Origin of the sequence: Flavobacterium sp. J49, assembly GCF_011742145.1 — a bacterium.
In the GTDB taxonomy this organism is placed as follows: domain Bacteria; phylum Bacteroidota; class Bacteroidia; order Flavobacteriales; family Flavobacteriaceae; genus Flavobacterium.
Genome location: NZ_JAAQQU010000104.1, coordinates 721286 through 743823, shown reverse-complemented (window position 1 = coordinate 743823; position 22538 = coordinate 721286). Strand labels below are relative to the sequence as shown.

Annotated in this window: 17 protein-coding genes and 1 tRNA gene; 6 read left to right on the top strand and 12 right to left on the bottom strand. The window is 38.3% G+C overall.

The features are described from left to right. Nucleotides 1-3: 3 nt before the first annotated feature. The 4 genes from HA632_RS09920 to HA632_RS09905 all read right to left on the bottom strand — a co-directional run bounded on the left by HA632_RS09920 (nt 4) and on the right by HA632_RS09905 (nt 5882). Nucleotides 4-762 carry a cyclase family protein gene (locus HA632_RS09920; RefSeq protein WP_176307011.1) on the bottom strand — a complete coding sequence of 253 codons (759 nt, stop codon included), beginning with the start codon at nt 760-762 and terminating at the stop codon, nt 4-6. 11 nt (nt 763-773) lie between these two features. Next, the gene (gene hemW / locus HA632_RS09915; RefSeq protein ID WP_176307010.1) at nt 774-1907 is read right to left on the bottom strand and encodes a radical SAM family heme chaperone HemW; all 1134 of its coding nucleotides are present in this window, start codon (nt 1905-1907) and stop codon (nt 774-776) included. Nucleotides 1908-1964: 57 nt separating this feature from the next. Further along, nucleotides 1965-2519: a crossover junction endodeoxyribonuclease RuvC gene (gene ruvC / locus HA632_RS09910; RefSeq protein WP_176307009.1), complete on the bottom strand. Its 555-nt coding sequence runs from the start codon at nt 2517-2519 to the stop codon at nt 1965-1967. Between the two features lie 99 nt (nt 2520-2618). Next, on the bottom strand, nt 2619-5882 hold the full coding sequence (locus HA632_RS09905) for a reprolysin-like metallopeptidase (RefSeq protein WP_176307008.1): 3264 nt from the start codon (nt 5880-5882) through the stop codon (nt 2619-2621). 163 nt (nt 5883-6045) lie between these two features. On the opposite strand from HA632_RS09905, the gene HA632_RS09900 reads away from it, so the two are divergent. Continuing rightward, nucleotides 6046-6963 (top strand): lysylphosphatidylglycerol synthase domain-containing protein, encoded by a 918-nt coding sequence (locus tag HA632_RS09900; protein ID WP_176307007.1) that lies wholly within the window; start codon nt 6046-6048, stop codon nt 6961-6963. Then, on the top strand, nt 6954-8087 hold the full coding sequence (locus HA632_RS09895) for a glycosyltransferase (protein WP_217902846.1): 1134 nt from the start codon (nt 6954-6956) through the stop codon (nt 8085-8087). Before HA632_RS09900 ends, HA632_RS09895 begins: the two co-directional genes overlap by 10 nt. Before the next feature lie 83 nt (nt 8088-8170). On the opposite strand, the gene HA632_RS09890 is transcribed toward HA632_RS09895, so the two are convergent. The 5 genes from HA632_RS09890 to trxA all read right to left on the bottom strand — a co-directional run bounded on the left by HA632_RS09890 (nt 8171) and on the right by trxA (nt 14023). Further along, nucleotides 8171-8647, bottom strand: a complete 477-nt coding sequence (locus HA632_RS09890) for a hypothetical protein (protein ID WP_176307006.1) — start codon at nt 8645-8647, stop codon at nt 8171-8173. Between the two features lie 117 nt (nt 8648-8764). After that, complete coding sequence (locus HA632_RS09885) at nt 8765-12073, bottom strand: T9SS type A sorting domain-containing protein (RefSeq protein ID WP_176307005.1); 3309 nt, start codon at nt 12071-12073, stop codon at nt 8765-8767. Nucleotides 12074-12383: 310 nt separating this feature from the next. Further along, nucleotides 12384-12457, bottom strand: a tRNA-Asp gene (locus tag HA632_RS09880). 86 nt (nt 12458-12543) lie between these two features. After that, nucleotides 12544-13470, bottom strand: coding sequence for a DUF58 domain-containing protein (locus HA632_RS09875; RefSeq protein ID WP_176307004.1), 927 nt, complete (start codon nt 13468-13470; stop codon nt 12544-12546). 235 nt (nt 13471-13705) lie between these two features. Next, a complete protein-coding gene (gene trxA / locus HA632_RS09870; protein ID WP_121312549.1) occupies nt 13706-14023 on the bottom strand; it encodes a thioredoxin in 318 nt (105 codons plus the stop codon). A gap of 265 nt (nt 14024-14288) precedes the next feature. Here trxA and HA632_RS09865 point away from each other — a divergent pair, with 265 nt between their 5' ends. Together HA632_RS09865 and HA632_RS14005 are read left to right on the top strand one after the other, a co-directional pair. Continuing rightward, complete coding sequence (locus HA632_RS09865; protein WP_228778773.1) at nt 14289-14930, top strand: O-antigen ligase family protein; 642 nt, start codon at nt 14289-14291, stop codon at nt 14928-14930. 41 nt (nt 14931-14971) lie between these two features. Continuing rightward, nucleotides 14972-15196, top strand: coding sequence for a hypothetical protein (locus tag HA632_RS14005; RefSeq protein WP_255166371.1), 225 nt, complete (start codon nt 14972-14974; stop codon nt 15194-15196). Here HA632_RS14005 and dnaE read toward each other — a convergent pair. From dnaE to HA632_RS09850, 3 genes are all read right to left on the bottom strand, one after another. Beyond that, on the bottom strand, nt 15183-19685 hold the full coding sequence (gene dnaE, locus HA632_RS09860; protein WP_176307003.1) for a DNA polymerase III subunit alpha: 4503 nt from the start codon (nt 19683-19685) through the stop codon (nt 15183-15185). The two genes, HA632_RS14005 and dnaE, sit on opposite strands and share 14 nt — an antisense overlap. A gap of 145 nt (nt 19686-19830) precedes the next feature. Further along, nucleotides 19831-20199, bottom strand: a complete 369-nt coding sequence (locus HA632_RS09855; protein WP_176307002.1) for an RNA-binding protein — start codon at nt 20197-20199, stop codon at nt 19831-19833. 129 nt (nt 20200-20328) lie between these two features. Next, complete coding sequence (locus tag HA632_RS09850) at nt 20329-21045, bottom strand: DUF6252 family protein (protein ID WP_176307001.1); 717 nt, start codon at nt 21043-21045, stop codon at nt 20329-20331. 200 nt (nt 21046-21245) lie between these two features. On the opposite strand from HA632_RS09850, the gene HA632_RS09845 reads away from it, so the two are divergent. Both HA632_RS09845 and rimM read left to right on the top strand, forming a co-directional pair. After that, a complete protein-coding gene (locus HA632_RS09845; RefSeq protein ID WP_176307000.1) occupies nt 21246-21893 on the top strand; it encodes a 30S ribosomal protein S16 in 648 nt (215 codons plus the stop codon). Nucleotides 21894-21907: 14 nt separating this feature from the next. Continuing rightward, complete coding sequence (rimM, locus tag HA632_RS09840) at nt 21908-22432, top strand: ribosome maturation factor RimM (RefSeq protein WP_176306999.1); 525 nt, start codon at nt 21908-21910, stop codon at nt 22430-22432. Nucleotides 22433-22538 lie beyond the last annotated feature (106 nt).

Below are 22538 nucleotides of genomic sequence, written 5' to 3'. Positions count from 1 at the left end.
TTTTTAGTGTTCAATTCTATACAAAACCGGTTTGCTTGGCGAGGCATCATTTTCAAACGAAGCGATTTGAATATTGAGAATGTAACTTCCATCTTGGATTTCATCGTTTACAAAAATCATTTCAGTAATGGTGCTATCCAATCGTGCATCGGTATTGAGATTATCGACATTTTTTACGTTCCAAAAAGCTTTGTGCGCCAATAATCTTCCTTCGTCTTCTTCCCTATCGACGCTTGGCAAATCAATCAACAAGTGCTTGATTCCGTTTTCGCGAATAAAAATCGCTGCTTCTTCCGCTAAATAAGGCGGATTGGTATGAGAATAGTTTTTGTGTTTCTTATCGGTTTGGTTAGGCAAAGTGCGAATGACTATCGCTTCGGGAGTTTTACTGTTCAAAGCAGCAACAACTTGATCTTTGGTAATGATTAAATCTAAACCTGTCATTTTAGGCTCAATGGAAATCAATTCAGCCGTGAAGAAAAACTGTTGCAAACATTGATTAATACTGTAAAATTCTTTGGTGATATGACCGAGACATTCGGTATGCGTACCGTGACCGTGCGGATTGAAGAAAATATTGTTGAAATTGGTCGAACTGCCTTCAGATACTTTCCCAACCCAATCGCCGAATTTAACCGGTTTGATTTCGGGTTTTTCGATATACCACGCAATCGGATTGGCATCGGTGTTAGATAATGGAAGGGAAATATCAATGGGTTTTGATAAGTCGATTTGGAATGTATTATTGATTACTGCTTTCAATGGAATGGATTTTACTCCAAATTTAGCAAAAACAAATCACTTGCAATTCCGTCTCCCAAAAACTTGCCGCTTTTGGTAGTTCGCAAAATATTGTCATCAATAAAAAGCAAATGATCTTCAATGTATTTAGCGGTTTGTTGTTTGAGATAGTCTAAATATTTTGGCCCAAACTCTTTTTCGACTCTATCCAAAGAAACGCCCCAAATCGTTCGCAAACCGGTCATGATGTATTCGTTGTAGCGATCGGTTTTGGTTAAGATTTCCGTTTCAATCGGGACTTTATTTTCGGCTAAAGATTTTAGGTAAAGCGAATTATTAGACACATTCCAACCTCGTTTTTCGCCATCATAACTGTGAGCCGACGGCCCGATTCCGATATACTTTTTGCCCAACCAATAACTCGAGTTGTTTTTGGAAAAATAATTTTCTTTGCCAAAATTGGACAGCTCATAATGGATGAATCCGTTTTCCTCGAGTTTGTCTACCAATAAATTAAAATGCTCTTGCGCCAATTCATCATCCAATTTCGGAATGACACCTTGCTTTATAAACTTATGCAAAGCGGTTTTCGGCTCAACAGTGAGCGCATAACTCGAAATGTGAGGAATATTGTAAGACAAAGCGGTTTCGATGTTCTGAAGCCATTTTTGGTTACTCATATTCGGCATGCCGTAAATCAAATCGATGGTGATATTGTCAAAATATTGGGTGGCAATTTCCAGACATTTTTTGGCTTCTTCAACATTGTGCGCTCGGTTCATCAACTTCAAATCGTCTTCAAAGAAAGATTGGATGCCGATTGACAGGCGATTAACCAAATTGTTTGATAATTCGATTATTCTTTGTTCGGTTAAATCATCCGGATTGGCTTCGACAGTGATTTCGGGATTGGCTTCGACTTTGTAATTTTGAAAAACCGTATCAATCAGCAATCGTAAATCTGAAGTCTGTAAAATACTTGGCGTTCCGCCACCGAAGTAAATGGTTTCGACTGTTTCGTTCTTAAATTCATCTTTGCGCAGAACAATTTCTTTTGCTAATGCCAAAACCATTTCGTCCTTTTTCTTTAATGAAGTCGAAAAATGGAAGTCACAGTAATGACAGGCTTGTTTGCAGAAAGGAATATGGATGTAGATGCCAGACATATTTAGTGGTCAGTGGTTAGTGGTCAGTACCGTTTATTGAAGACTGAATACCGAGCACTATTTTTTTATTCGTTCTTCGTTTTGTTTTACAAAAGCATCCCAACCGCTGTAGCTTTTAGTTCCGGTTACTTTTCCCGAGTTAAAAAAATGACAAACTGCTGCGGCTAAACCGTCGGTAGAATCCAGATTTTTGGGTAATTCTTTTAAGCCAAGAAGCTGTTGGAGCATTTTGGCGACTTGTTCTTTGCTGGCATTCCCGTTACCGGTAATGGCCATTTTGATTTTCTTCGGTTCGTATTCTGTGATGGGAATTTGACGCGACAAACCGGCTGCCATCGCAACACCTTGTGCTCTTCCGAGTTTCAGCATTGACTGAACATTCTTTCCGAAAAAAGGAGCTTCAATTGCAATTTCATCGGGATGATGGGTTTCAATGAGCTCGATGGTGCGTTCGAAAATGACTTTCAGCTTTGTATAGTGGTCATCATATTTGCTTAAAATGAGTTCGTTCAATTGAAGGAATTCCATTTTTTTATTGACCACTTTAATCAATCCAAAACCCATAATGGTTGTTCCGGGGTCAATGCCTAATATGATGCGTTCGTTGGTCAAAATACGATGATTTATTTTGGTAAAAATAGCAAACAATAATGGATTTCATAAAAAAAGGCCGTTTAAAAAACGACCTTTCCTTATTTGAATTTTCACCAATTACTGTTTGATGAATTTCTTGGTAATTTCATTTTTACCATCTTTGACTTTTACTAAGTAAACTCCTGACTGTAAATTACTTAATCGAATGCTCTCATTAAAGAAGCCATTGTTAACATAAGTATTCCCATAAATTTGTCTTCCTCTTAGGTCGTAAATCGAAAGTTCAATGTTTTCAGATGAAGTCGAATTGAATTGAATATTGAAATCTCCGTTGTTTGGATTGGGATACAAGCTGAAATCTTTAATGGTGTTTTCATCAACTCCAAGCGGAACCGCAACAGTACTACACAATCTCAAGCTCCAACTATTGATGGCACCACCGTCTTGGTTGAACGAATCTAAAACTCTCAAGGTCCAAAGTCCGTTCATGGTCTGACCATTAAAAGCCGTTAACGATTGAACGGGTTGAACTGTTCCTGAAATCGCCGGATTGATTTCGCAAACCAAAGGAATTCCGGAATCATCAAAAGTGGCGTTAATATTCGATAAACTATCACTAGTACAAGGTTGAGCCACCAATTGTACTTGTGTTCCTGTTGGACTTATTAAAGTTATCGTCATATCGTTTACCCATGTATGAGAAATATTCATCGTAACATTGACATCAGAAATCACATTGGTTGAAGCCACGTTTAGTGTTGAATTAACCGTTACGTTTGCGGTAGTAGGAATATTGATCGGCACGTTAGTTGAATTGAAAACAGTACAATTTGGCAGTCCGGTTTTAAACAAATTCGCAGCACTATAATTCCCTACACAAGAATTGTTTTTGGGTAAAACTCTCCAAACATATTGCGTTGCATCGGACAATCCTGTAACATTATAAGAATTGGTTGTAACTGTGGCAGAAGCAACTATATTGGTGAAATTGTCATCAGTAGCCACTTGAACATCGTAAGCCGTTGCGTTAGCATTAGCCGGCCATGTTAGAGTAAGTGTTGTTGGAATACCAATTTGTAAATTTCCGGGATACGTTAACGCCTGAGTTGGGAAATTAGAATTAAACAGCTCTAAGTAAAAAGGCACTGTTCTGGTTGTTGCGCCTGATGTTGCTGTAACCACTACTGAATAGAATCCCGGAGTTGCCGAACCCGTATTGCTTATTGTCAAGATTACTTCTCCATTTGCCGAAAGGCTATTTGGTGTCAAAGTGGCCGTTGTACCAGCCGGTTGACCTGTAACCGTGAAATTAGTTGTACCACTAAAACCGGCATAAGTTGTATAAGGTATAGCATACGATATGGTACTTCCGGTACAAATTTGCTTGTTTTGTTGTTCGGCTATACGATTAAAGCTGACACCGAATGTTGATGTCGGAGCTGTTATGGTAAAGTTGGTATTAGAGATGTCATAAAAAATGTGTCGGTATCCTCTAACCATCACTCTGTTAGTAGTTCCAACATTATTAGGTACAGTTATCGTTTCCGAACCGTCATTGGGCACTTTACTGGCCAATAAAATAGGGTATGTGTTACCGCCATCGGTAGACAGGTAAATATCTACATACTGAGCGTTTACGCCGTTTGTGGTAGTTCCGGCTACAGCCCAAGTTACATTTTGATTTGTCCCAACTGCCCAACTAACAGCAGTATTTGGCTCAGATACTAAAAATGGTCCGGCTGTTCCATTTACGGTAACAACCATGTTATCAGATCCGGTTTGTCCCGCTCCTGTATAATTATCTCTGGCAGTAAACACAAAATTTAATGTTCTGGCAACCGAACTCAATGCTTCTACAGTTATATCTGTACCTTGAGTTGTTGATTGATTTGCAATTACTCTTGCTAATGGTGGAAAGTATCTACTTAGAGAAGCGTTTGGTGTATATGAACGCCAGTTTGGACCACCGGTTTTAGTAGCCGATGCAGCGCTGGCTGCTCCGGTTTGATTGGTTGCAGAATCATTTTGTTCCCAACAATAAGTCATAGAATCACCATTAGCATCAGTTGCTGTTCCGGTTAAAATAAATGGAGTACTTTTTGGAATAGTATAATCTAAACCTGCGCTTACCACAGGTGCAACATTGGTCAAAGTAATTCTGGTCGGACAAGTTTTACCTACCATATTGTCTTGTATTTGCTTGATGGAAGCATAGACGAAGTAAGCATCGGAATTGGGTTGAACATCCTGCGCTGTAATACCGGCATATCCCATAATGGTTGATCCCGAACCTACCTCAACATTGACACCACTGCCTTCCACATTATGAGAAAAAGTATGATTTCCACCGAACTGATGTCCCAATTCGTGGGCCACATAATCAATATCAAAGGTATCGCCCATTGGAACACCATTCGAAGGTGACGTGATTCCTCTTCCTTTTATACCGTCAACACATACACAACCGATACAACCTGCATTTCCGCCACCACCTGAGGAACCAAACATGTGTCCAACATCATAATTGTCTTCCCCAATTATATTGGTCAAAGTTGTTTGCAATTGGTTATTCCAATTGTTCATAGTGGTATAGGGATCAGTACCTGCGTTGGTATAAACAATAAGTGCATTATTGTCAATCAAATTCATGTGAATCGACAAATCTTTTTCGAATACACCGTTTACTCTTGTCATAGTTGCATTCATCGCCGCTAAAGCATTGGCCACTGTACCACCAAAAAAGGCAGTATATTCACCATTACAAGACAAAGCCAATCTAAAAATAAGCAACTCACCCGAATTTGAGTTGGGTGATAATGAATTTTGTCTTTGCAAACTACCGGATAGATTTACATCTTCTGTTGAACAAGTAAATGGTAATCCTCCATTCTCTCTGCTCGATTGATAAACCGCGTAAACATTACCATCTGTAGAATATGGTTCAATAAATTCGTTTCTTCTGCCCGTTCTGAAAATCATAGCTTGCATTCCGCTATCATCCATACTTAGTCTTATTTGTGCTTGGTTATCATCTAACCCAACCCCGATGTAAGAACGAATATTCGGAAATTGCATTTGCAATGCCGGTGAAAAATTTGAAAATTCAAACATTTGAAATCTTTCTGTTGTTCCATTTACATTAGGCACCGAAATTACAACATTAGATTGCTTTGCAGTCAGTCTGTTTGGTGCAGTTTGCAATGCCGCTTTAACATCAGTTAGATTCGCATCATAAAGTTTGAATTCTCTGGGGAAATTTGAACGTTGAACCTGCGTTAAAGGTTCAATGTTTTGGCGTGACGTGATTTCCCAAGCTTTTGACTTTTGAGAATATCCACTGAAACACACCAAAACAAGAAGCAAAATTGTAATTTTTTTCATCATTATTTTTTAGTTTTCTGTGTTATTTTAGTAGTTTTTTAAAGAATTTTTTAAACAAAGGCGTAAAAATATGATTTTTTTTCAACAAAACAATTTTTAACCCCTAAGATTATGATTAATAGATATTTTAGGATTCAAAACAGGATATCCGTTACTTTGCGGTATGAAAAATCTTCTCCGAAATAAATACTTCTTATTTATTGTCAAGCTAACTATCGTTTTGCTTTCCTTTTATTTTATTTATGGAGAATTGAAAAACAACGACCAACTGGATTGGCAAAAATTCTTCCTTTTGCTTGAACAGAAACAATCTGTTTTAGGAATTGCCTTTTTACTTTCGTTTAGTGTTGCCAATCGTTTTTTGGAAATCCTCAAATGGCAAAACTTAGTTGCTTTTATCAAACCCATTTCCGTTGGCGAATCTACCAAACAGGTGCTTGGCGCTTTGACTGCCGGAATTTTTACCCCAAATGGCTTAGGCGAATACGCGGGTAAAGCTTTGTATTTTGAACAAAAAAAAACTAAAAAGATTATTTTCCTCAACTTGATTTGCAATGGTATTCAAATGATTTTAACGGTTCTTTTCGGCACGATTGGGTTGTTTATCATTGGTTATTGGAAATGGGCACTGATAATAATTGGTTTATTTTGTTTTTTGCTTCTCGCTTCTTTTTTGTCCAAAAAAATAAAAATCAAAGGCTATTCGATTGAAAAGCTTTTGGCCAAACTCAACGAAATTCCAAAAACGATTCATCGCAAAAACATCTTACTGGCTATTTTTCGCTACATGGTTTTTTCGCACCAATACTATTTTTTATTTCTGGCTTTTGATGTAGATTTACCTTATCTAACGATGATGGCTTCGATTGCAGCGGTTTATTTTTTGGCTTCTTCTTTACCGAGTTTTCAGTTTTTGGATTTTGCTGTAAAAGGAAGCGTCGCACTTTTTTTCTTCGAGAAATTAGGCATCAACGAATGGATAGTCATTTTTATTTCCACATTGATGTGGTTTTTAAATGTAGTGTTGCCGGTGGTTATCGGCAGTTATTTTGTTTTAAAATTTAAACCCAAATGGAATTGATTACAATAGCACTTTCCCTGATTTTATTAGTTTATGTTGTATTAATGGTTCAATTAATTTTGGGCTATGACAAAGTCAAAACTTTCAAAAGAACGACTGTTGAACCTAAAACAGCTTTTTCTATCATCGTTCCTTTTCGCAATGAGGAAAAGAATTTACCGAGACTATTGCAATCGTTTTCCAAACTGAACTATCCTTATAAGTTGATCGAAATTGTTATGGTGGATGACTTTTCTACCGACCTTTCGGAGCGCGTTTGTATCAAATGGCGATTGGACCATGAATTTTTGGACACAACACTTTTGGAGAATTTACGCTTATCAAATTCGCCTAAAAAAGACGCTATCGGACGAGCGGTTCCGATTATCAAACACGATTGGATTATCACTACGGATGCCGATTGCACTGTTCCTGAAAATTGGTTGCTAACTTTAGACAATTATATTCAAAAAAACCAACCGGAAATGATTGTTGGAGCGGTAAAATACAAAACCAAAAACAATTGGTTTCACAAGTTTCAACAACTGGATTTGTTAAGTTTACAAGGCACTACGATAGGTAGTTTCGGAATTGGAAAACCGTTTATGTGTAACGGTGCCAATTTTGCTTATACCAAAAAACTCTTTACAGAAATAGGCGGTTTTGACGGAGTTTCCAAAAATGCCAGCGGCGATGATGTCTTCTTGTTACAGAAGGCGACGAAGAATCACTTAGATAAAATTCATTATCTAAAAAACAACGAGAGTATCGTAAAAACCAAACCTGAGAACGATTTGTTTGACTTCTTTATGCAACGGGTTCGTTGGGCGAGTAAAACAACCGGTTATCAAAGCGGTTATGCGAAGTTCTTAGCGGTTATTGTGTTGATGATGAATCTTGGGTTGGTTGGCTGTTGTTTGTTGACTGTTGTAGGGAACTTTGACTGGCGCATTTTGCTTGGCGTGTTTTCGGCTAAATATTTGGTGGATTACTGGTTGTTATATAAAACCAACAAATACTTACTCAAAGGCCAATGTATTTTCCCTTTGGCAACCAGTGTGATTTATCCTTTTTACTCGAGCTTGGTTGGGATTTATTCCTTGTTTGGCCGCTTTTCTTGGAAAGGCAGAAGGTTTTCTAAATAGCCCCAATGGGAACGGCATCCTTTTGTCTCGTTCTCAAAACGCGACAAAAGATATAGTGGACAGTGGGAAACAGCTCCTAAAAATTATTCCTGCTTAATAATCACCGGAAGCACAAACTGCGTTTTGACCGGAATGCCTCTTTTTAAAGCCGGATTTACTTTAGGAAAATCTACTAAACGTGCTTTAAGAATGCTGTCAATTTTGATGGTATCATAGGCGACGGAATCTTTGGGGAATTCGGGATTGAATTCTAAAGTGGCATCCGGCAACACGGTTACTCTGACTTCAATGGTGTCTAATTTTGGAAACATGGTAGCCAAAGTGTCGACCGCTAATTTTTGCTCAATAGTGGCGGTTAAAAAGTCGAAAAAGCATTGTTTGCGTTGGGCTGCATCTGTCAACTTCTCGCAATCCGTTACCGAAGGATATTCATCCACTTCTTTCCAATTGATTTCCTTCATTTGTTGGTCGAGCAATTCTTGTTCGGAAGGCACCTTCTTCTCCAAGTATTGGCAGGAAAAACAAAAGGTTAGTAAAAATAAAGCGAGCGCTTTTTTCATGTAAGGTTCCATCGGATTAACAGTTTCAAAAATAAGAAATTATATTCACGAAGCTACAGTTTGTCCAAAAAAGAAAAGCCTTCTCGAAAGAAGGCTTTGTTATTTTAAATTTTGAATTTATTCGACGATCAATTTCTTCACTACTTTCAGGTTGGTATCCGTAGTCACTTCTAAAAGATACATGCCTTTGGAAACCGAAGACAAATTGAGTGTTTGGATTGATAAAGCATTCTCGGATTTTTGAGACATAATCATTTTGCCTGACACATCGTAAACAGCTATATTGGCAATAGTGCCCTCATTTTTCACTTGAATGGTCACGATATCTGAAACCGGATTCGGGTAGAAAACAAAATCAGCATTTTCGAATTCACCAACGCCCAATTGTTGCACAAACTCCGTATTGAATGTATTGGTAATAATGGCCGGATTGAAATCGAAATAAATTGAGGCGGTATTTGGTATAATATCCCCTACAGCATAACCGGCTGTCGGTTTGATTTGGAAAGTAATGTATCCTTTTCCAATATTGGTATTGGCTACCGATGGCGGTAACATAATATTATCAAAAAGCCAATTGATATTGTTTCCAATTCTGTCCATGATGTAAGGATGACTCGCGCTTACCATTCGAATAGAGTTTTCGTCCAGTTGAGAATTCAAGACATCATTTACTCTAACATTAATTGCGCTGGCCGTTCCTGTGTTTTCAAAACGGATGGTATAGGTTAAATAATCATCAGCAGTAAATGTTGAATGCAAAATTTGTTCTCCATGGGCTTCCATTTTGTCATTCGGGTCATAGGCTCCGATGATAATTTGTGTATTAGTAGTTGAATTATTAGCCGGAACCACATCGCCACTTAACGGAATTATAGAAGCGGTGTTGGTTAATAATCCGCCAATATTCACTGTTGGAATGTTTGGTACTTGCATTGTTACCAATATTTCTCTTGACTCGAAAGGCAACAAATTAGTGAAGTTATAGGTAAATCCGTTTGTGATTGGCATTGTCCCCGATTGGGTATTAGCGACAATTGAAACCAAAGGATCATGATTAAATGTCACCGTTCCCGAAGCTATCGTTTGGTTACCATTGTTGGTATACACTAATTTATTCATATAGGTAAACCCTGGTCTAGGGGCATTTACAGGAACAATATTTATGGCTAAATCATTGTAAGTTTGCGTTACAGTAATCGGGAAATTATAAGTTTGCATTCCGCCACCGATTACTACATTCACATTGCTGTAAGAAGCTGTGGTTATGGCATAAGAAGCCGTATAATTTGGGTCAATTGAATAACTCAAATCATAAGAATTGGAACCATTAGTATCATAAATATTATAGAATCCTGTTGGAGAAACTATATTGTGAACATTCCCATTGTTATTGACTTCATAGGTAAATTGTCCTAAAGGGAAGTTTTGCTCTCCGTTGTCTTGTGTCCCGTTACTGTTAACATCTAAAAAGGCATTCAAACGCAATCCCGAACAGTCTATTGCGCCGGTATTGGAGGTATTAGCTTCCGTGATGGTGATTAATCCGAGATTGTTGCTAAAGTTAGTTACCATCAATAAATAATATTGACCCGGTAAAGCGTTTGGAATAAACGGATACTCTACTGCCGCAGATGAATAACTACAAGAAACTACATTGCTAAGCAACATACTTTGATTTCCGCAAGCTACCGTAGGTGATGTAAAAGGACCATACATAATGTAATCAACATCCAAAGGTTGTCCGTTATTAGATACTTGATTCACTTGAAAAGTAATATTGCCAGCCTGACTCACCGGTAAGAAAAACCATGTCGGGTTTGGTGTAGTTCCCAAACAGTTGGCGGAACCGCTTCCATTAACATTTACGGTGTTTGCAAAAGGAACGCCCAATGCATTACACAACGAGTTGGCTTGGGCACAAGTGTAAGCCAAATTGCAGTTAGGATACGCCAACAACTCAAAGCTGTAAATTTGGTCACAACCGTTTTGAATAATTTCACGGGCAAAAACCATAGTTACCATGTTCTGAGTACTTAAGTTAAGTTGAGATGGATTCGCAAAAGGCACTACTTGATTTTGAGCGTTGGACAAACTCGGGTAGTATTCTACAACATTATTTGAGTTTAACGCTGCTTGAATACTAGTGAGGTCAAAAGTCACTATTCCGTCATTATTATCATCACATTGTTGCAATGCCGGTAATGTCATAGTTCCATCGAAAAAATTATCTACAATCAAAGCAAAAGGGAAAAACTGATACTCTTGAGTAGTGTTGTTTTCTAAACGAGCGTAAATTACTGCTCCATGTTGGGCACAATAATTCGCCGGAGTTGTAATTGCGGCCACATCGTTTTCCGCATCTGTCTGAGTAAGATGATAGGTAATCGTGTATTCTGATGGATTCAAATTCCCTATGATGTAATAATTATTCACCGTCAAATCAAAACAAGCCTGAGAATCATCGCCACAAGTATTAATATTAATAGGCTGACCAGGTTGTGGCGAACAAGGCATGGTCATAAACTCTCCCCAGTTTGAAGCAGCGCTTGTGCCTGAGGCATCACAATTGGCAGTGACATTAAAAATATAATTTGTGTCACACAACAAATCTGTTATTACAAATGGATTTACCTGTGTAAAAATAGTAGTAACCGGCATTCCGTTGGCTGTTATTCCAATACTCCAAGAAGTTTCATTACCACCAGAGGTCCAACCAAGTACTGCTGAAGTTTGTGTAACATTGGTAACCACAAGTTGTGCCGGTGCCGGACAATTCGGGTTTCCACAAGTAATGGTAACCAATTCAACTATGCCAATGGCAAAACAACCGGTATCCGGAAATTCTACGCGGTAAAAAACAGGAGGCTGAGTCGGTGCTCCAAACGGACTTATGTAACAACTTGGGTTGGCAATTTGATTAACATTAGCTTGGGCATCAAACTGAGATGTAAAAAAGGAAACCGACAAACTCGGATTACCATTAAGAATTTGCGGAATAACAGTTGTCAAATCCCAACATGGAAAACTTGTGATAAGACTGGCACAATTGACAACGGTAGTGGTCGGCGCGTCCGGTGTTAGGTTGACATTTAAATTGTAAGTCAAAATCGTTATCTCACTAGTAGCAATTGTAACAACTCTAACAAAAACAGTTTGTGTGAATGAGTATATATTGGCGTAGGGACTTGTTAAAGCATTGAATCCGGTTACCGCATCATTTTGAGTTTCGTGATGGGTAATCACATAATCATCGGGGTTCAAATTTCCTAAGATTTCAAAGGAGATTTCTCCCAGCCAAAAGGCAGCGATTCCATCATTGTTATCATCACACACATTGTTGAATTGTGAAGGCTGATTAAAATTTTGGGCTACTAAAATGGAGGTTGAAAAAAATAATGTGAGAACGAGTAATAGTTTTTTCATGTTTTGGAATTGGTTTGGTTGATTGACAATTGACCCAAGAGCAATATGTGTTCTCTAAAGGCAATGCAAGTTACAAATTTCCAATGAATTACAAAACAAAAATTCAAACCCTTATAAAGCAAAAAAGCCATCCACAATAAAGTGGAAAGCTTTTCATTGGTCTAACTACTAAACCTTGATACGAGTTACAAATTCGTATCGAAACAACACAACTAATCTTAGATACTTTCTTGGAGCCTAAAACAGAATTTTTAAAATCCTATTTTGGGCAAAAAAGGTTTTCGTTTCCGAAAACCTTTCCCAATTTTAGCGGTCTGGACGGGACTCGAACCCGCGACCCCATGCGTGACAGGCATGTATTCTAACCAACTGAACTACCAAACCATCGCTTAATTGCGGTTGCAAATATACAACTGATTTTCAATTCTGCAACATTTTTTATCTAAAAAAACGAAAATGATTTTGCCGCACTAACCAAACATTTGTTTTTCAACCAAGTATGTGGTTAAAATTTTTTCAAAAGAATCCTCCACAGCTACCGGAACATACTTGATTTTGTTTTGAGCACAAGTCATCGCTAAGGTTTTGAAATACTCATTTACCTTTTCTTCGTAGGCTTCCTTTATCGAATCGGCGAAAATATTGATCTGTTCGCCCGTTTCCAAATCGATGAATTTTCGGGGCGCATTATCGAAATTGAAGTTGATTTCGGTTTTTTTATCGATGACATGAAACACGACTACTTTGTGTTTGTTGTGTTTCAAATGCTGTAAGGCATTGAACAGTGCTTCACTATTTCCCGTTTGAAACATATCGGTAAACAAAATAATCATCGAACGGCGGTGGATTTTCTCGGCTATTTGATGCAAAAAAGTTACGGTGTCGGTGCTTTTAGATTCCTTGGGGTTTTCTAAAAGATTTTCAAGCTTGTTTAAAATCATGCGATGGTGGCGATCACTTCCCTTTTCGGGCGCGTAATATTCATACGTATCCGAATACACGCTCAAGCCTACTGCATCACGCTGTTTCTTTAACAAATTCATTAAAACCGCTGAAGCCAATACGGAAAATCCGATTTTATTATGGTAAAACAGCTCCTCGCTTCTCAGTTTAGGATAATGCATAGAAGAGGAGTTGTCAATAATCAAATGGCAACGCAAATTGGTTTCCTCTTCGAATTTTTTAGTGTAAAGCCTATCGGTTTTGGCAAATAATTTCCAATCGATGTGCTTGGTGCTTTCTCCGGAATTATACACTTTATGTTCGGCAAACTCTGCCGAAAACCCATGAAAAGGCGATTTGTGCATGCCCGAAATAAAGCCTTCCACCACTTGGTTGGCGAGCAATTCCAGATGTTTAAACCCGGAAACGAGTTCTTTTTGTTCTTCAATCTTCATAATTACTTCGTCAGTTCGCCATGCTTGCGCAAGGCTCGTGTCAAATATAGGTAAATTTGAATGACTTAAAAAGTTATCCTAAAAATTGCAAAAGGTGAATTTTAGCCCCGATGGGAGCTGGCTACCGTGTAGCGCGGACAGCGGGTCTGAATTTTCTAAAACAGCCAATCTTGTGCTCCTTTTATAAAAAAAGGCCTAACTTTCGTTAGACCTTAGTTTCTTTTTCATTGGTATTTTACAACAATGCATCAATAGCATCAGTATATGTTTTCTTAGGAGCAACGCCTACTTGACGTCCTACTACTTCACCATTTTGAAATACCAAAACCGTTGGAATGTTGCGCACACCGTATTTGGCAGCAAACTCTTGGTTAGCGTCAACGTCAACTTTTCCAACCACTGCTTTTCCTTCATATTCTGATGAAATCTCATCGATAACCGGACCTACCATACGACACGGACCACACCAAGCTGCCCAAAAATCTACTACAACCGGTTTATCTGATTTTAATACTACCTCGTCAAAAGTAGCATCGGTAATTGCTAAAGCCATATTTTATATTTTTTAAATTACTTTAATTATTTGAGGACAAAATTAGACATTTTATTTTGGTTTTCTTTACTAAAAAAATCAGATTTGGCTATGACTGCATTTGAAAAGCTGATTGCAACTAAAATCTTCCTTCAGCGTATTGTCAGTTAGTAATTTACTATATATTTGTTTCTAATATCTTACTTCTAATGACTGACAAAGATTACATCAAAATTATCACAGGCCATATAGGTATTGGAGTTTTGATTTCGGTTTTCCCTTTTTTTTGGCTAAAGTTTACGCTTTACTGATTGTGGCAATCGGATTGTATTATGTAATCAAAAGTAAAAACAAAAACCATGAAGTCCTTTATGTTGCCGCATATATAGTAGGCAGTGAAGTTCTTTTGAGAACTACGCAAGGCAATCCCTTTCACGAATACGGCAGGTATTTTGTATTGCTGTTTGTTCTTATAGGATTGTATTACAGCGGTTTTTCGAAAAGAGCTTATCCGTATTGGCTGTTCTTGTTATTCTTGATTCCCAGTATTCTTATCGCCATAAACAGCTTACTTTTCTCCTTTATTTACTATAGAGGTTTATTGACTTTTTCTAGAGGCGGAATGATTACAGCCATAGCAATGGTAGTCCTTTTAGTCTTTTTTATTTTATTCAATTATAAAAAATACCTTCCTGTTAAACTAAAACTTGTGGTTGTTTCGCTTGTTTTTCCGCTGATATTTATTTTGGGTTCTTGTCAAACAGACGGTCTTTTGTTTAAAAGATACAACAACCAAAATCCCTCGGGATTGTATAAATCTTATGAAACAGAAGGCCGAAAAGATATTGCTTTGGATGAAATAAATCAATTCACAAAAAACCCAATCATGGGTGTTGGTGTCGGAAAAAAAAAGAAACCCGAAGCTTAAAACATGGCACCAGCATTTCCACACACAACGAAATCACAAGAATGCTGGCCGAACACGGACTGTTTGGTATAGCTGGTATTTTAATTTTACTCTTCACACCACTATTCCTTTACTTGAAAAATAAAGAAAATATCTATCTTATTTGTCTTTTTACCTTTTGGTTGCTTACTATAAATCATACGGGCATGAGAGTCGCTGCGCCTTCTTTTATCTACGCCTTGGCTCTTTTAAGACTCAAAAAAGACACTGAAATCAATTCAGTTTAAAGCTCAATCCCAACTTTTCTAATTCTTGAAGTAATTCGGTTGAGATTTTAATCTTCAATTTTCGACTCGGAAGCGTAACCTTAGTAATCACTTGTATTTCTTCTTCAACTGTAGGGATTTCTATTTCAATATCTTCAAGGTTTTCCGCCTCTAAATTGGCTTCATCTTCTGCCATGATTTTGGGTACTGCTTCAACTATTTTTTTAACTTTTTCTTGTTCGATAATCTCGAAAGTAACTGTATTATCACCTTTGTTTGAACTAAATATTTGATTCAATTGCTGGATGGCATTTTGATGCAAATCATTAATGTCCATCTGAATACTCAGCTTTTTAGCAAACTGAGGCAACACATCCTGAAGTTGTTTTACATCGGCAAATTGGATTCTCGGTTCCGATTTTTTTCCGGTTTCTCTATTGACCCAACCGTCTTTGACCGTAACTTTGAAATAGACAAATTGGTTGTTAACCAAGAAATGTCTGAACTTCAAATACTCTTCATCAAAAATCCTGAAGTCATGACTTTCATCATATCCTTCTAAAGTGAACATGGCCCAATCTTTTCCGTTCTTGGCGGTTTTGTATTGTACATTGGTCACAATTCCGGCAAAAGTTAAGGTCTTCCCGACATAGCTGTTCAAATTTTTTAAATGCTCTAATTTGCTGCTGCAGAAATATTTCATTTCAAATCTAAAATCATCCAAAGGATGACCCGAAATATAAATCCCAACCACTTCTTTCTCTTTGGCTAACTTCTCCATCGTGCTCCAATCTTCGCAAGGCGGAACCGTTGGCTCTGCAATTTGAACATCACTGGCATCCCCAAACAAACTCACTTGAGAGGAGTTCTCATTCTCTTGGAATTTTGCCCCATAGCGAATGGCTTTCTCGTAAAAAGTGATGTTGTCGCCATCGGTATGGAAATATTGTGCCCGATGCGTGTCCGAAAAACAGTCGAAACCTCCGGCCAAAGCTAAGTTTTCGAAAGCTTTCTTATTGGCTGCACGCAAATCTATTCGTTTGGCCAAATCAAAAATCGACTTGTATTTGCCTTCTTTTCTGTTGTTGACAATGGTTTCCACGGCACCCATACCAACGCCTTTAATGGCGCCCATTCCGAAGCGAACCGCATAGTTTTCGTTAACCGTAAACTTATAAAAACTCTCGTTCACATCCGGACCCAAAACTTGCAATCCCATGCGCTTGCATTCTTCCATAAAGAACGACACTTGTTTGATATCGTTCATATTGTTAGAAAGTACGGCCGCCATATATTCCGCAGGATAATGGGCTTTTAAATAAGCGGTTTGGTAGGCAATCCAGGCATAACAAGTCGAGTGCGATTTGTTAAACGCGTACTGTGCAAAAGCTTCCCAGTCTTTCCATATTTTTTCCAATTTGTCTTCAGCATGACCATTGGCCACGGCTTGTTCGATGAATTTGGATTTCATTTTATCCAAGACATCTTTTTGCTTTTTACCCATCGCTTTACGCAAAACGTCGGCATCACCTTTGGAGAAATTGGCCAATTTTTGAGACAAAAGCATTACTTGTTCTTGGTAAACCGTAATGCCGTAGGTTTCTTTCAAATATTCTTCATTGGCTTCCAAGTCATAAGTGATAGGTTCTTCTCCATTCTTTCTGCGAACGAATGACGGAATGTATTCCAACGGTCCGGGACGATAAAGCGCATTCATCGCAATTAAATCTCCGAAAACTGTGGGTTTTAAATCTTTCAAATACTTCTGCATTCCGGGTGACTCGTATTGGAAAATCCCAACCGTTTCGCCTCTTTGGAACAATTCATAAGTCTTCACATCATCTATCGGAAAAGCATCCGGATCAAGTTCAATTCCGGTTCTGTATTTGACCAACTTAACCGTATCTTTTATCAGGGTTAGGGTTTTCAAACCCAAGAAGTCCATTTTTAACAATCCGGCACTTTCTACCACCGAGTTGTCAAATTGGGTCACATATAAATCAGAATCTTTGGCGGTTGCCACGGGAACGAAATTGGTAATATCGCTTGGCGTAATAATCACACCACAAGCGTGAATACCCGTATTTCTTAGGTTTCCTTCTAATGTTTTGGCTTGTTGAATCGTTTCACCACCAAGGTCATCGGCATTTGCCAACTCGATTAATTCTTTGACTTTATCGTATTCTTCTGCTCTTAAAGCTGCTTTTAATTTATCATTATCAAGGGTAAAAATTTTGGCCAAATTCATCGTCATCGGAATCAACTTGGCTATTTTATCAGCTTCAAATAATGGCAAATCCAGCACACGTGCGGTATCGCGAACCGATGATTTGGCGGCCATAGTTCCATAAGTGATAATCTGGGCTACTTGTTTGGAACCGTATTTATTGATTACATAATCCATTACACGGCTTCGGCCTTCGTCATCAAAATCGATATCAATATCGGGCATCGATACACGATCCGGATTTAGGAAGCGCTCAAAAAGCAAGTCGTACAACAATGGGTCGATATTGGTAATTCCCAGGCAATACGCCACTACCGAACCGGCTGCAGAACCACGACCCGGACCAACGGAAACGTCCATTCTTCGGGCAGCAGCGATGAAATCCTGTACAATCAAAAAGTAACCCGGATAACCCGTATTTTCAATCGTTTTTAACTCGAAATCCAATCGCTCTTGAATCTCGGGAGTGATTTCTCCGTAACGTTTTTTGGCACCTTCAAAAGTGAGATAGGCCAAATATTTATTCTCTCCTCTTTTACCGCCATCAGCTTCATCTTCGGGCACTAAAAATTCTTCCGGAATGTCAAACTTGGGAAGTAACACCTCGCGAGATAAATCATAAATCTCTATTTTGTTGACAATTTCCTCAGTAGTTACAATCGCTTCAGGCAAATCGTGAAAGAGTTTTTTCATCTCCTCACCCGATTTGAAATAGTATTCTTTATTGTTTAAACCATAACGATAACCTCTACCGCGACCTATAGGCGTAGATTGTTTTTCACCATCGCGAACACACAACAAAATATCGTGCGCATTGGCATCTTCTTTATTGATATAAAAGACGTTGTTGGTTGCAACCGTTTTGACTTGGTGTTTTTTGGCCAATGAAATCAATGAAACATTCACGCGATTTTCATCTTCTTGATTGTGGCGCATTAACTCGATGTAGAAGTCTTCTCCAAACTCCTGTTTCCACCAAATTAAGGCTTCCTCGGCTTGGTTTTCTCCAATATTCAACACTTTACTCGGAATTTCTCCATAGAGATTTCCGGATAAAACGATGATATCTTCTTTGTATTGTTGGATAGCTTTTCGGTCAATTCTGGGCACATAATAAAACCCTTCGGTGTAAGCGATGGACGATAATTTGGCCAAATTGTGATAGCCTTTTTTAGTTTTGGCCAAAAAAACGATTTGGTAGCCGTTGTCTTTTCTAGACTTATCTTTTAAGTCGTCACAAACATAAAACTCGCAGCCTACAATGGGCTTTACGATGGTTTCAGTTGGTGTTTCTCCGTTTTCTTCGGCTTGCTTGTTTTTGGCTTGAGCCGATTTATTATGGTATAAAATATCTCTAACAAAATGGAAAGCACCCATCAAATTCGCATGATCGGTCATGGCCACCGCCGGCATTTTGTTTTGTACAGCAGCATTCACCAAATCTTTAACACTAATGGTTGATTGCAAGACTGAAAATTGGGTATGATTGTGCAAATGCACAAACTCAACATCGGTTACATCATGGTGGATTTGTTCTTCTTGGTCGATTGGCTCAACAACTGCTTCTTGTTGCTGAAATTGCTTTCGGATTTCCTCCGAAGCTTGTTTCAGATTGATATGTTTTAATCCGATTAGTTGGATTTCCTTGGGATTGTTTTCTCCAAATTCTCTGAAATAATCCGCCGGAACATCGAGTTCTTCCTTGGTAAAAACTTCTCTTCTGATTAATTCTAAGAAACAACGGGTGGTAGCTTCAACGTCGGCTGTGGCATTGTGTGCTTCGGCAAACGGAACACCAAACAAATAGCCGTGAAGTTCGGTCAGGGTTGGTAATTTATATCTTCCGCCTCGACCGCCCGGTAATTTTAAAAGGTCAGCGGTAACTTCGGTACAAGTATCTAAAACCGGCATGGCAGCCATAGGAGAATTCACGCCTAACCTGTAAAATTCACAGCCCATAATATTGACATCGAAGCCAACGTTTTGCCCGACTATAAATTTGGCTTTCGCCAAAGCGGTATTGAATTTTTCTAAAACTTCCGCCAAAGGAATGCCTTGCTCTTGGGCTAATTCAGTTGAAATCCCGTGAATTCTTTCGGCATCATACGGAATATTAAAACCCTCGGGTTTGACCAAATAATCCTGATGTTCGATAAGATTTCCCAGCGCATCATGCAACTGCCAAGCAATTTGAATACAGCGAGGCCAGTTGTTGGTGTCTGAAATGGGTGCGGCCCAATTTCTGGGCAAACCGGTCGTTTCGGTATCGAAAATTAAATACATCTGAATAAGGGATTAGCCAAAAGCTACTTTTATGATAAAAACAAAAATACGTTTTAGCCGTTAGGTAATCAATTTTAGTTATCAACAAAAAACAAAAAAGCCAACTCGATTGAGTTGGCTTTTAAATATCTATAAAGAATATATACTAGTATCTTCCTCTATTTCCACCGCTGTTTCCACCACTATAGCTTCCACCACCACGTGAATTTCCACCGCCGTTGTAACCACCACCGCCTGAACGGTTGTTGTTAAAAGTTCTTCTTTCGCCTTCCGGTTTTGGTTCAGATTTATTTACCACAATAGTACGTCCTTCAACAGTAGCACCGTTTAATTCCTGAATTGCTTTTTCAGCTTCAGTATCATTTTCCATTTCAACAAAACCAAATCCTTTACTTCTTCCGGTAAATTTATCAGTAATAATTTTTACGGAATTAACCGTACCATAAACCCCGAAAGATTCTCTTAAATCTGCTTCGTCTATACTAAACGGAAGACTCCCAACAAAAATGTTCATATTTTAAATTTAAAATTCAGTTACAAAGGTAACCTAAATAAAACGTAAACCGCTATAAATTTGGACTTTATTACAAATAAATAAAAAAGCCATCCGAAGATGGCTTATATCATTGAAATTAATTGATTCTTAAAGAGATGGATAAATTGGAATCTTATAAAACTCTCCGTATTGGAAATTCATTATAGGTCCGCCAAAAGGGTTATTGTTGACATTGGCGGCATTAAACTTGAATTTTCCAGATATCGTCATATTTACATTGTCGTATTCTGTGATTTTAATTTCTCCATTGCTGTTCTGAACGTTTACAACTCTAAAAGTGCAATTGACGTTACCTCCGGACACTGTAATTAAATCTCCGGCTGTGTAGGCGTTTCCTCTTGAAGCAAGAGTCAATCCCGTAACCACTCCTGAACTGTTGGCGGTAACATTTACTAATAATCCGCTTCCTGTTCCTCCGGTTGTTGCAACGGATGTCCCACTAGTGTATCCGGTACCTCCCGAAACCAAAGTGAAAGTTGAAACCGGACCGGGAACAGCTACAGTAGCATATTCCAAATCTACTCCGTTTAAACTTGAGGTATATCGTGCGGCATTATTGGTGTTGGTTGTACCCAAAACATAAGTGCCTAAATTGGCATTGGTGGTGCTTAAAGTAACTTGCTCATACTCCGTCAAGGCTTCAATAGTAAGTCGGCCTGCGGTTGACAAGTATGCTCTTGCATCATTAGCTCTCCAATAAACATCATCTTTCAAACCCTGAAAACCCGGGTCGTTAAATTTAACGTCTTCTTGACAAGAGATCATTGCGGTTGCAATTAAAATAAGGGACAAAATTCTTTTCATTTTTTTGAATGTATTACTCCACAAAAATAACTTTTTAATATAAAAATGCTAATTAAATTTTAAAAAAATAACGTTAAAGTTAGATAAAACAAGAACTTAGGAGTAAAAATATAACTTTCAATTAGTTTGTTTCCTAAAAATAACTATCTTTGCGCCCTTAAATAACCGAGGTCGAGTACCTCAAATTAATCAAAAAGATTATGTCAGTAAAAATTAGATTACAAAGACACGGAAAAAAAGGGAAACCTTTTTATTGGATCGTAGCTGCTGATGCTCGTTCAAAAAGAGATGGTAAATTCTTAGAAAAATTAGGCGTTTACAATCCAAACACTAACCCTGCTACTATTGATTTAAACCTTGACCAAGCGGTTCAATGGTTACACAATGGAGCTCAACCAACCGATACTGCAAGAGCTATCCTTTCTTACAAAGGCGCTTTGATGAAACACCACCTTGATGGCGGCGTTCGCAAAGGTGCTTTAACGCAAGAACAAGCTGATGCTAAATTGGCCAAATGGTTAGAAGAAAAAGCAGGCAAAGTAACTGCTAAAAAAGAAGGTTTATCAAAAGCACAAGAAGCTGCAAAAGCCAAAGCTTTGAAAGCAGAAAAAGAAGCCAATGACAAACGTGCTGCTGCCGCTGTTGAAGCTGCCAAAGTAGAAGAAGAAGTGGCTGAAGAAGTAGCAGTTGAAGAAACTGTAGCGGAAGAAACTCCGGAAGTAGTGGCTGAAGTTGCTGTTGAGGAAACTCCTGCTGCTGAAGAAGCTCCTGAAGTTGTAGCTGAAGAAGCTCCGGCTGTTGAAGAAGCTCCTGCTGCTGAAGAAACCAGCGAAGAAAAAGAAGCTTAATATTTCAAGCAATTATGCGTAAAGAAGATTGTTTCTATTTAGGTAAAATTGCAAAAAAATTTAGTTTCAAAGGGGAAGTTCTCATCTATTTAGATACCGACGAACCCGAATTATATGAAAACATGGAATCAGTATTTGTTGAATTCAACAAAAATCTGGTTCCATTTTTTATTGAAAACAGTGCCTTGCACAAAAACGACTTTCTTCGCGTACAATTTGAAGATGTCGACTCCGAAGAAGAAGCCGATAAATTAATCGGTTGCGAAATTTACCTTCCACTCAACATGTTGCCCAAACTCGAAGGTAATAAATTCTATTTCCACGAAGTGATTGGTTTTGAAATCGAAGACCAACGCTTAGGTGTTTTTGGTAAAATCGTTTCAATTAATGATACTTCAGCCCAACCTTTATTTGAAGTAGTCAATGGTTCCGTTGAAATTTTGGTACCAATGATTGACCAATTCTTAGTGAAAATCGACAGAGAAAACAAAAAAGTCGTGATGAATTTACCGGAAGGCTTAATCGAAATGTATCTTTAGGAGCTATTTGCTTCGCCAATTCGCGGAGCTCGTGTCCCGCTTTCCGCGCTACACGGTAGCTAGCTACAATCGGGGCTAGGGGTTTGAGTTCTGATTCATGTTTGTC